The 10,728-nt window shown below is 67.8% G+C and carries 10 protein-coding genes and 1 pseudogene; 7 read left to right on the top strand and 4 right to left on the bottom strand.

Annotation, left to right across the window (positions count from 1 at the left end; genetic code table 11):
* Positions 1-74: 74 nt before the first annotated feature.
* Positions 75-779, bottom strand: a complete 705-nt coding sequence (locus QOC69_RS29680) for a response regulator transcription factor (protein WP_526446094.1) — start codon at positions 777-779, stop codon at positions 75-77.
* A 183-nt stretch (positions 780-962) separates the two neighbouring features.
* On the opposite strand from QOC69_RS29680, the gene QOC69_RS29675 reads away from it, so the two are divergent.
* The gene (locus QOC69_RS29675; protein ID WP_526446092.1) at positions 963-1,463 is read left to right on the top strand and encodes a hypothetical protein; all 501 of its coding nucleotides are present in this window, start codon (positions 963-965) and stop codon (positions 1,461-1,463) included.
* A gap of 5 nt (positions 1,464-1,468) precedes the next feature.
* Here the strand turns inward: QOC69_RS29675 and QOC69_RS29670 are convergent, their stop codons facing one another.
* Complete coding sequence (locus tag QOC69_RS29670) at positions 1,469-1,651, bottom strand: hypothetical protein (RefSeq protein ID WP_526446091.1); 183 nt, start codon at positions 1,649-1,651, stop codon at positions 1,469-1,471.
* A gap of 200 nt (positions 1,652-1,851) precedes the next feature.
* Positions 1,852-2,106, bottom strand: a complete 255-nt coding sequence (locus QOC69_RS29665; protein ID WP_526446090.1) for a hypothetical protein — start codon at positions 2,104-2,106, stop codon at positions 1,852-1,854.
* A 185-nt stretch (positions 2,107-2,291) separates the two neighbouring features.
* On the opposite strand from QOC69_RS29665, the gene oppB reads away from it, so the two are divergent.
* From oppB to oppA, 4 genes are read left to right on the top strand one after another with little or no spacing between them, the layout of a single operon-like run.
* Positions 2,292-3,269, top strand: coding sequence for an oligopeptide ABC transporter permease OppB (gene oppB, locus QOC69_RS29660; RefSeq protein ID WP_526446089.1), 978 nt, complete (start codon positions 2,292-2,294; stop codon positions 3,267-3,269).
* 8 nt (positions 3,270-3,277) lie between these two features.
* Entirely contained in the window at positions 3,278-4,201 is a 924-nt protein-coding gene (oppC, locus tag QOC69_RS29655; RefSeq protein ID WP_526446093.1) for an oligopeptide ABC transporter permease OppC, read from the top strand.
* Positions 4,198-6,024 (top strand): oligopeptide ABC transporter ATP-binding protein OppD, encoded by a 1,827-nt coding sequence (gene oppD, locus QOC69_RS29650; protein ID WP_526446088.1) that lies wholly within the window; start codon positions 4,198-4,200, stop codon positions 6,022-6,024. The genes oppC and oppD overlap by 4 nt, the downstream gene beginning before the upstream one ends.
* Positions 6,025-6,035: 11 nt before the next feature.
* Positions 6,036-7,703, top strand: a complete 1,668-nt coding sequence (oppA, locus tag QOC69_RS29645; RefSeq protein WP_526446087.1) for an oligopeptide ABC transporter substrate-binding protein OppA — start codon at positions 6,036-6,038, stop codon at positions 7,701-7,703.
* Here oppA and QOC69_RS29640 read toward each other — a convergent pair.
* Positions 7,693-8,955: an alpha/beta fold hydrolase gene (locus QOC69_RS29640; RefSeq protein ID WP_526446086.1), complete on the bottom strand. Its 1,263-nt coding sequence runs from the start codon at positions 8,953-8,955 to the stop codon at positions 7,693-7,695. The two genes, oppA and QOC69_RS29640, sit on opposite strands and share 11 nt — an antisense overlap.
* A 209-nt stretch (positions 8,956-9,164) precedes the next feature.
* Between QOC69_RS29640 and QOC69_RS29635 the strand changes: the two genes are divergently transcribed.
* Complete coding sequence (locus QOC69_RS29635; protein WP_526446085.1) at positions 9,165-10,379, top strand: acyl-CoA dehydrogenase family protein; 1,215 nt, start codon at positions 9,165-9,167, stop codon at positions 10,377-10,379.
* Between the two features lie 80 nt (positions 10,380-10,459).
* A pseudogene (locus QOC69_RS29630) lies at positions 10,460-10,728 on the top strand (LLM class flavin-dependent oxidoreductase); the annotation flags it as partial.

Genomic DNA, 10,728 nt, shown 5'->3' with positions numbered 1-10,728 from the left:
TGACCAGCAGCCGAACCCGCAGCGACCACGTGCGCGGCAACCAGAACTTGGTGCGCGACATGTTCGCCTCCGGCTCAGCGAGCCGGCTTGAGGACGTACCCTGCGCCTCGCAACGTGTGGATCATCGGCTCGCGTCCACTGTCGATCTTCTTGCGCAGGTACGACACGTACAGCTCGACGATGTTCGACCGGCCGCCGAAGTCGTAACTCCACACCCGGTCCAGGATCTGCACCTTGCTCAGCACGCGCTTGGAATTGCGCATCATGAACCGCAGCAGCTCGAACTCGGTGGCGGTCAGCGTGATGGGTTCGCCGGCGCGGGTGACCTCGTGACTGTCCTCGTCGAGCACCAGATCCCCGACGACGATCTGGGCGCCGCCCGACTCGTTCGCCACCCCGGTGCGCCGCAGCAGGGCGCGCAACCGCAGCACCACCTCTTCGATGCTGAACGGCTTGGTCACGTAGTCGTCCCCGCCCGCGGTCAGGCCGGCGATGCGGTCCTCGACCGAATCCTTCGCGGTCAGCAGCAGCAGCGGCAACCCGGGGATCTGCTCCCGCAGCCGGTGCAGGACGTCGAGACCGCTCATGTCGGGCAGCATGACGTCGAGCACGACGACGTCGGGCGGGTTGTCGCGGGCCAGTGAGATCGCCGTCGCGCCGTCTCCGGCCGTGGCGATGTCCCAGCCCTCATAGCGCAACGCCATGGAGACCAGCTCGGCCAGCACCGGTTCGTCGTCGACGACCAGTACGTTGATCGGCTTTCCGTCGGCCCGGCGCATTACGACGCGGCCGGGATCGTTGTCATGGACTGATCCGTTCGCGGTGGTCACGTGCCCAGTATTCGCGCACTCGGTAGGCGGATGCTGTGGTGATTCTATGCGCGGGCTGTGAAGACCGGAACGCACATCGTCGGCAGACGCAGCGCACAGCCGACACACGAGTCGAAGCCGCACAGTGATCCCATGAACACCTGGAGCGTGCGCGGAACCGCGGCCGCCATCGGCGTCGCTGCCGTCATCGCCGGTGTCGGCGGAGCGGCGGTGTATGCCGCCACCGACAGCGGTCCGCGCATGATGGGCACGCACAGCGGCCCGGTACTTGGCCAGGGCGACCGGCCCGGCGGGTCACCCCACGATGACGTCGTCAGAGCCGCCGCGCCGGATTCCGCCACTCTGCACGGCGAGTTCGTGGTGGCCGACGGGACCGGCGCGTTCAGCACGATGATCTCCCAGACGGGCCGCGTCACCGCCATCTCACCCACCTCCGTGACCGCGCGCAGCGACGACGGGTACAGCCAGACCTACGTGATTCCGGCTGCTGGCCCCGGCGCGGCCGCCTTCCCGCCCTTCGCCGTTGGTGACCAGGTGACGATCCAGGCGACCCGCTCCGGGCAGACCGCCACGGTCATTGGCATGGGTCTACCGAGCGTCGCGGGGCAGCGACGCCAAGCCGGCCCGAACTAACCCCGTCACGGGGTGGCAAAGCCCTCGGGCGTGGTCGCCGTCACCGGCGGTGTGGCGACCGGCGTCGGCGGCGCAGAGGGCGCCGTGGTCGTGGTGACGGTCTCCCCCAGCGTCGCCGAGGGGGTGTCGGACACGAGTGAGTCGGACGGCGCATGGACGGCCCCCAGGGCCACGGTCACCGCACCCATCGCGAGTACCGCACCGGCACCCGCGGTCGCGACAGCACCTTCAATTTGGTGGAATTCACCTCTGATCACTCCAATTCGATCTCAACTCGTAAGTGAAGAGGCCAACGCGACCCCTCCACCCGACGGGTAACCGAATCGGGCGGAGACCAAACGCAGCAAAGTTCCTAAGGGGAATCAACCAGCTGCGAGGGACTGATCAGCTACGGCAGACCAATCTCCTCCGACGGCAGCGGCGCGGGACCCTTGATCGATGGCGCCGCCTCGCCGATGGCCGGCGTGGTGGGCGGCGTCGTCTCGGTGCTGGTCGCTCCGATGGTCATCGTGCTGCTCTTCGCCAGGTCCTGGCCGGTGTGTTCCTGCGTGAACGCAGCGTTCATGGCGCCGAGAGCCACGACGGCACTTCCGCCGACGATCGCGGCGAATACCTTGACGTTCCTTCGGTTGGTCGCACTCATCTCAATTCCTCAAATCGGGGTAATGGGCGGCGGATCTGAGAATGAGTGAACGCCCCTCGAGTGTGAGGACGCTGGTCCTCCGGTAAGAATTGGCTAGGCGTTCCGCCGCGCCCAAAACACCACTTCACAGCCGTCCCGTCGCCGATCTCCTACCCTGTGCCCATGCGGAATCCGGCGGGCGCGGCGTGACGCGTTTCCTAGCCCGTCGGTTGCTGAACTACGTCGTGCTGCTGGCACTGGCGTCCTTCCTGACGTTCGCGCTCACCTCGTTCACCTTCAAACCACTGGACAGTCTGGAGCAGCGCAACCCGCGGCCACCCCAGTCGGCCATCGCCGCCAAGTCGGCCGAACTGAATCTCGACAAGCCCATCCCGATTCGGTACGTGAACTGGGCGTCGGGCGCGATCCGCGGCGACTTCGGCACCACGGTGACCGGTCAACCCGTGTCCGACGAACTGTGGCGACGTATCGGCGTGAGCCTGCGCCTGGTGGTGATCGGCTCGCTGCTGGGCACGGTCCTCGGTGTCGTGGTGGGCGCGTGGGGCGCGATCCGCCAGTACCGGCTCTCCGACCGCGTCATCACCGTGCTGTCCCTGCTGGTGCTCAGCACGCCCACCTTCGTAGTGGCCAACCTGCTGATCCTTGGCGCGCTCAAGGTCAACACGGTGCTAGGCGTGCAGCTGTTCGAGTACACGGGCGAGACGTCGTCCGACGCCGTGGGCGGAGCGTGGGATCAGTTCGTCGACCGCCTGCAGCACCTGGTGCTGCCGACGTTCACGCTCGCGCTGGGATCCATCGCCGGGTTCAGCCGCTACCAGCGCAACGCGATGCTCGACGTGCTCGGCCAGGACTTCATCCGGACCGCCCGCGCCAAGGGCCTGACCCGGCGCCAGGCACTGTTCAAGCACGGCCTGCGCACGGCGCTGATCCCGATGGCGACCCTGTTCGCCTACGGCGTCAGCGGCCTCGTCACCGGCGCGGTGTTCACCGAGAAGATCTTCGGCTGGCACGGCATGGGCGAGTGGGTGGTGCAGGGCATCGCCACGCAGGACACCAACATCGTCGCCGCGATCACGATGTTCTCGGGCGCCACCATCCTGCTGGCCGGGCTGCTGTCCGACGTGATCTACGCGGCGCTGGATCCGAGGGTGAGGGTGTCGTGAGCGAGCCGATCACCACCGAATCCGCGTCGACGGCGAAGTCCGGCCTCGACGCGCACCGATTCGCGTCGCGCCGCACGCTGGTGCTGCGACGGTTCCTGCGCAATCGGCCGGGAGTGGCGGCGCTGATCGTGCTGGTCCTGTTGTTCGTCGGGTGCTACGCGCTGCCGCCGTTCCTCCCCTACGGCTACACCGACCTGGACTACTACGCGCTGCAACAGCCGCCCACGCTGAACCACTGGTTCGGCACCAACTCGCTGGGCCAGGACCTGCTGGCCCAGACGCTGCGCGGGATGCAGAAGTCGATGCTGATCGGCGTCTGCGTCGCGTTCATCTCGACGATCATCGCCGCGACGGTCGGCTCGATCGCGGGGTTCTTCGGCGGCTGGTCCGACCGCGTCCTGATGTGGGTGGTCGACCTACTGCTGGTGGTGCCCAGCTTCATCGTGGTCGCCATCGCCACACCGCGGCTCGGACAGTCGTCCCGCGTCTTCTGGCTGATCGTGCTGTTCTCGGTGTTCGGGTGGATGATCAGCTCGCGCATCGTCCGCGGTTTGACGATGAGCCTGCGCGAGCGCGAATTCGTCACGGCGGCAAGGTACATGGGGGTCAGCAACACCCGGATCATCGCGCGTCACATCCTGCCCAACGTTGCGTCGATCCTGATCATCGACACTGCACTCAATGTCGGCGTGGCGATCCTCGGCGAAACAGGCTTGAGCTTCCTCGGTTTCGGTATCCAGCCACCCGACGTCTCGCTGGGCACGCTGATCGCCGACGGCACCAACTCGGCGACGACGTTCCCGTGGGTGTTCCTCTTCCCGGCAGGTGTGCTGGTGCTGATCGTGTTGTGCGCCAACCTGGTCGGCGACGGGCTGCGCGATGCGCTGGACCCGGACAGCCACAAGCCCCGACGGCGGCGGGCCCGCCCATGAGCCTGCTCGAGGTGACCGACCTTGCGGTCACGTTCGCATCCGACACCGAGGACGTGACCGCGGTGCGCGGGCTGAACCTGCGCGTCGACGCAGGCGAGGTGGTGGCGGTCGTCGGCGAGTCGGGTTCGGGCAAGTCGGCGACGGCGATGTCGGTGATCGGGCTGCTGCCCCCGCACGCCGAGGTGTCCGGATCGGTGCGCCTGGACGGCACGGAACTCCTCGGCCTCGACGACGCGCAGATGTCGCGCATCCGCGGCAAGAAGATCGGCACCGTCTTCCAGGATCCGATGTCGGCGCTGACCCCGGTGTACACCGTCGGCGACCAGATCGCCGAGGCACTGCAGACCCATCAGCGTGGCATCGGCCGGGCGGCCGCCCGTGCGCGGGCGGTCGAGCTGCTCGACCTCGTCGGCATCGCCCAGCCGGACCGGCGGGCCCGCTCATTCCCGCACGAACTGTCCGGCGGGGAACGCCAACGCGTCGTCATCGCCATCGCCATCGCCAACGACCCGGATCTGCTGATCTGCGACGAGCCGACCACTGCGCTCGACGTCACCGTGCAGGCGCAGATCCTCGACGTGCTCAAGACCGCCCGCGACGTCACCGGCGCCGGCGTGCTGATCATCACGCACGATCTCGGCGTCGTCGCCGAGTTCGCCGACCGGGCGCAGGTGATGTACGCCGGGCGCGTGGTCGAGGTCGCGCCGGTCGAGACGCTCTATCGGGACCGCCGAATGCCTTACACTGCAGGACTTCTCGGGTCCGTTCCGCGGCTCGACGCCCCGCAGGGCACCCGCCTGGTGCCGATCCAGGGCGCACCCCCGTCGCTGGCCGCGCTGCCGCCCGGCTGCCCCTTCGCGCCGCGCTGCCCGCTGGCCATCGACGAGTGCCGCACCGCGGAGCCTCCGCTCATCGAGGTCGGAGCCGATCACACGGCGGCGTGCATCCGCACCGACGACGTGGCCGGGCGAACTGCCGCCGAGGTCTACGGCGTCTCCACCGAATCACCCCCGGTCGACGCCGACCCCGACGCGGCCGTCGTCATCCGGGTCACCGACCTGGTCAAGACGTACAAGCTGACCAAGGGCGTGGTGCTGCGCCGCCAGATCGGCGAGGTGCGCGCAGTCGACGGCGTCAGCTTCGAGCTCCGCGCCGGCCACACGCTGGGGATCGTCGGTGAATCCGGCTCGGGCAAGTCGACCACCTTGCACCAGATCCTGGACCTGACCGCCCCGCAGTCGGGCTCCATCGAGGTGCTTGGCGCCGACGTCGCGGCCCTGGACCGTGCGGGCAGGCGGGCACTGCGCGGTGATCTACAGGTGGTGTTCCAGGATCCCGTCGCCGCCCTGGACCCCCGGCTGCCGGTGTTCGACGTGCTGGCCGAACCGTTGGCGGCCAACGGTTTCGGCAAGGCTCACATCGACGACCGAGTGGCCGAGTTGCTCGGCGTCGTCGGGTTGCGTCGCGAGGACGCCAGCCGCTACCCCGCGGAGTTCTCTGGCGGGCAGAAGCAACGCATCGGCATCGCGCGGGCGCTGGCGCTGCAACCCAAGATCCTGGCCCTCGACGAGCCGGTCTCCGCGCTCGACGTGTCGATCCAGGCCGGCATCATCAACCTGTTGCTCGACCTGCAGCAGCAGTTCGGGTTGTCCTATCTGTTCGTCTCGCATGATCTGTCGGTGGTCAAGCACCTCGCCCATGAGGTGGCCGTGATGTTCAACGGTGTGATCGTCGAGCGGGGCGACGCCGAGCGGGTGTTCGCCCAACCACGAGACCCCTACACCCAGCGGTTGCTCGCCGCGGTACCGCAACCGTCACGTTAGAGTCTGACCGCATGAAGATCCGACGCCTTGGCGTGGCCGCGCTGGTCGTGGCCCTGACGATCAGCGCCTGTTCGAGTGGTGACCAGAAGCCGCCTTCGGCGGGCGGCGAAGCCGAGGTCGGTACCACCAGCGACATGAACCCCCAGGATCCGGCCACGCTGCGCCAGGGCGGCAATCTCCGGTTGGCGCTGACCGAGTTCCCGTCGAACTTCAACTCGCTGCACATCGACGGCAACATGGCCGACGCGGGCGCGATGCTGCGGGCGACGATGCCGCGCGCGTTCCGCGTGGCAGCTGACGGTTCGACGACGGTCAACACCGACTACTTCACCAGTGTCGAACTCACCAGTACCAACCCGCAGGTCGTCACCTACACCATCAACCCCAAGGCCGTGTGGAGCGACGGCACCCCGATCACCTGGGAGGACATCGCTTCTCAGATCAACGCCACCAGCGGCAAGAACAAGGCATTCACCATCAACAGCACCAACGGCAGCGACCGGGTGGCCTCGGTGACCCGCGGCGTCGACGACCGCCAGGCAGTGATGACGTTCGCCAGGCCCTTCGTCGACTGGCGGGGAATGTTCGCAGGCAACACCATGCTGCTGCCGAAGAGCATGACCGCCAACCCCGACGTATTCAACAAGGGACAGCTCAACGGTCCCGGTCCCTCCGCCGGACCGTTCATCATCTCCGCGCTGGACCGGACCGCACAACGCATTACGTTGACCCGCGACCCGAAGTGGTGGGGTACGCCGCCGCTGCTGGACAGCATCACCTACCTGGTACTCGACGACGCGGCCCGGCTTCCGGCGCTGCAGAACAACGCGCTGGACGCCACCGGGCTCGCCTCGCTGGACGAGTTGACCATCGCGCGGGGCGCCCCCGGCATCTCCATCCGGCGCGCGCCGGGCGCGAGTTGGTACCACTTCACCTTCAACGGTGCCCCCGGTTCGATCCTCGCGGACAAGGCGCTGCGGCTGGCGGTCGCCAAGGGCATCGATCGGCAGGCGATCGCCAATGTCAGCCAGCGCGGGCTGGTCGACAATCCCGTTCCGCTCAACAACCACATCTATGTGGCCGGCCAGGACGGCTACGAGGACAACAGCAACGTCGTCCCCTATGACCCGGAGAAGGCCAAGCAGGAACTCGACGCACTCGGCTGGAAGATGAACGGCCAGTTCCGCGAGAAGGACGGCAAGCAACTGGTGATCCGCGACGTTCTCTACGACTCGCAGACGACGAGGCAGATCGGTCAGATCGCGCAGAACACCCTGGCGCAGATCGGAGTCAAGCTCGAGCTGGACACGAAATCCGGCGGCGGGTTCTTCACCAACTACATCATCGTCGGAGACTTCGACATCGCCCAGTTCTCCTGGGTCGGCGACGCGTTCTCACTGTGCTGCCTGAATCAGATCTACACCACGGGCGCAGACAGCAATTTCGGCAAGATCAGCAGCCCGGAGATCGATGCTAAGGCCGACCAGACCACCGACGAACTCGACCCCGCGAAGGCGCGGGCGCTGGCCAACGAGGTCGACAAGCTGATCTGGGCCGAGGGCTTCAGCCTGCCGCTGTTCCAGTCGGCCGGCAACTCCGCCGTGCGCAGCACCCTGGCGAACTTCGGGCCCGCGGGTCTTGGCGACGTCGACTACACCAAGATCGGCTTCATGAAGTAGTGACGTAGCGGACCACCCGCGGCACCACGGACGGCACCGCAGACTCGGCGACCGCGGCGGCCCCAATCGCCCGGACCAGCAACCGAACGCCGATGCCACCGGGTTCCGTGTCCAGTTGCGCTGAGCGACTTGGCAGTTCGTGCAGTTGCCCGGCGTAGACGGCCTTGACGACGTCGAGCGCGGTGCGCTCCCTGGTGTCGATGACGCTGTGGCCTGCGGTGGGCAGGTCGACCAGTGCGGCATCGGGCAGCAGCGAGACGATCCGCTGCGCCACCGCTCGCGGGGTGACCAGATCACGGCCCCCGGAGATCACCGCGGTTGGCCAGTCGAAGCCAGGCATCGACGCGACGAGATCGTAGGGCTCTGCGACGAAATCGACGTCGCCGGTTGCGGTTTCGCGGAATGCCACTGCCGGGTCGAGCGGGCCGCCGTCGGGCACTGCGGCGTAGTTGAGCTCGCGGTAGCCGATTCGGCCGACCAGGTCCGGCTCGTGGTGATACGGCGTCTTGCGCTGCAGGAGCAGCTTCGTCCCCAGCCTCACGGCACCCCACAACCAGTCGTGGCCCGTCAGGAGGAGGTCGAGTTGGCGGCGCAGCACGTCCGGGCCGGCAAACCCGTACATGCCCGCTGCGAGCTGAGCGGCCACGGGGGTGAGTACGTCGTCGTCGACGAGGCGGCGCACCTTGGTGGCCAACTCGGCGGTCTCCGGGTCCGCCCCGTCCCACAGCGCGCGCCGGGTGGCCTCCCGCACGGCGTCGATGTCGTCGGCGGACAGCAGCGGTGAGTCCAGGATCATCGCGTGCACGCGGCCCGGATGCCGCACCCCGAGGCCCGCGGCCAGGTACGTGCCGTACGACGTGCCGTACACCACCGCCGACTTCACGTGGGCGTCGTCCAGTACCGCGGCGATGTCGTCGACGGCGGCGTCGACGGTCAGGGCCTCCGGTGGCAGATCGGTACCGGAGTCGTCGTGCCGCGACATGCCAACTCCGCGGTGCTCGATCATGATGACGTCGAGGCCCTCGACGGCCGCCCTGCGGCGCAGTCCCCGGTACAGCGCAACGGACGCCGCGCCAGGACCGCCAGGGACGATGACCAGCGGATGTTCCGACTTGCGGCCGGTGCGGGCGTAGTAGAGATCGAACTCCTCGCCGGCCCGATGTGGCCCGCCCACCGGACGCCGGACCGGGCGGACACCGGGCAGCCCGGCCAGCCTGTCGTGGGCCCTGCGGCGTCTGGCGCTCATCGTCATCACCTCCCATTCTGCCCCCGCCTGCCCACCCCCTCCTCACGAGCAGTCCGCAAGCGGCTCCAGCAAAGGCGCCTTGCTCGCGGCCTGTGGGGGGCAACTTTGCTGGAGCCGCTTGCGGACTGCTCGCGGGAGATAGCCTGGGGGGTTCTTAGGTTCGGGGTGATCCAAAGCCGTGCACTAGTACGTGCTGCTTGCGTACAACGGTTGCCATGACCACCGTCGAGAACATCAACCGAATCCTGCCCGGTTCGCCGGAGTGGACCGAGCTACTGGCCGGAATCGCCGCGGGCGCCAAGGACCGAGACCTCAACGACGAGAACCCCTTTGACCAGGTGTCCGCACTCAAGCGGGCCGGCTTCGGCACGCTGCGGCTGCCAACCGAGCTGGGGGGCGCGGGATACACCGTGCCGCAACTGTTCTCCGCTGTGATCGACGTGGCGCGTGCTGATCCCATTGTGGCGCACATCTTCCGGACTCACTTCTGGTTCACCGAGGAGCGCCTGCGCACTCCTCGTGACCCCATCGCAGCCCGCTGGCTGCACAAGATCGCCGACGGCAAGATCTTCGGCAACGCGTTCAGCGAGAAGGGCTCGCTGGCAGTCGGCAGCCTGGTGTTCAACACCCGATTGCTGCCCGATCCCGCCGTCGGCTTCCGGTTGACCGGCGAGAAGTACTACAGCACGGGCACCCTGTTCGCCGACTTCCTGACTGCCACCGCGACCACCGACCACGACTCGGTGGCCATCGTGATCGTCCCCGCCGACCGGACCGGCGTGCGGCTGATCGACGACTGGGACGGCTTCGGTCAGCGCCGCACGGGCACCGGCACCACGATCTTCAAGGACGTGGCGGTGTCAGCCGAGGAGGTGCTCTCCGACTCGCCCTATGACGCCGATTCGGTGCCGACGGTTCAGTACGCGTCGCTGCAGCTCTACATCCACGCGGTGGTCGCGGGCATTCTGGCCGCAGTCGTCGACGATGGCGTGACGCTGTTGCGTTCGCGCGAACGGAGCTTCAGCCACGCATCCGCCGAGAGGCCCGTCGACGATCCCCTGCTGCAGCGCCAGCTCGGCGTGCTGGCCAGCACGGCGTACGTCGCCAGGGCCGCCGTCCTTGACGCGGCAGAGGCGATCGCGGAGGCCACCGCGTCGGATTCCGGCGAGGGCCCGGACCCGGAGCTGGCCGCCGACGCGCAGCTCAAGGTCGCCAAGGTCAAGGTGCACCTCGACGACATCGCTCCCGAGGCGGCCACCCGGCTGCTCGAACTGGGCGGCGCGAGCGCGTCCAGCAGAACGCGCAACCTGGACCGGCACTGGCGCAACATCCGGACCATCACGCTGCACAACCCGGTGGCCTACAAGGCCCGCGCGATCGGCGAGAACCTGTTGCACGGCACCGCCCTTCCCGCCAACGCCTACTTCTAACGCGATTTCGGCGTGCTCGGTTGCGCTCTCAGCGCGACTCAGCGCGACTCAGCACGCCGAAATCGCATGGAAAGGACACCGTGACACGTCAACTGCACCTGGGCGGATTCCAGATCGCCTCCCAGGTCACCCACTCACATGCGGCGTGGCGACACCCGGCCAGCGACACCGGGTTCACTCACCCCGAGTACTACCACCGCCTCGGCAGGATCCTCGAGCGCGGCAAGTTCGACTTCGTGTTCTTCGCCGACCAGCTGGCCGCACCAATACGCTTCGGCGACGACATCACCGAGCCGCTGCGCCGCGGAACCCAGGCGACGGCGACACTCGACCCCTCCATCGTGGGGGC

Source organism: Mycobacterium sp., assembly GCF_032162105.1.
GTDB lineage: Bacteria > Actinomycetota > Actinomycetes > Mycobacteriales > Mycobacteriaceae > Mycobacterium.
Note: the sequence above shows the minus strand (reverse complement) of the source record. Positions and strands in the feature narration are given on the sequence as shown.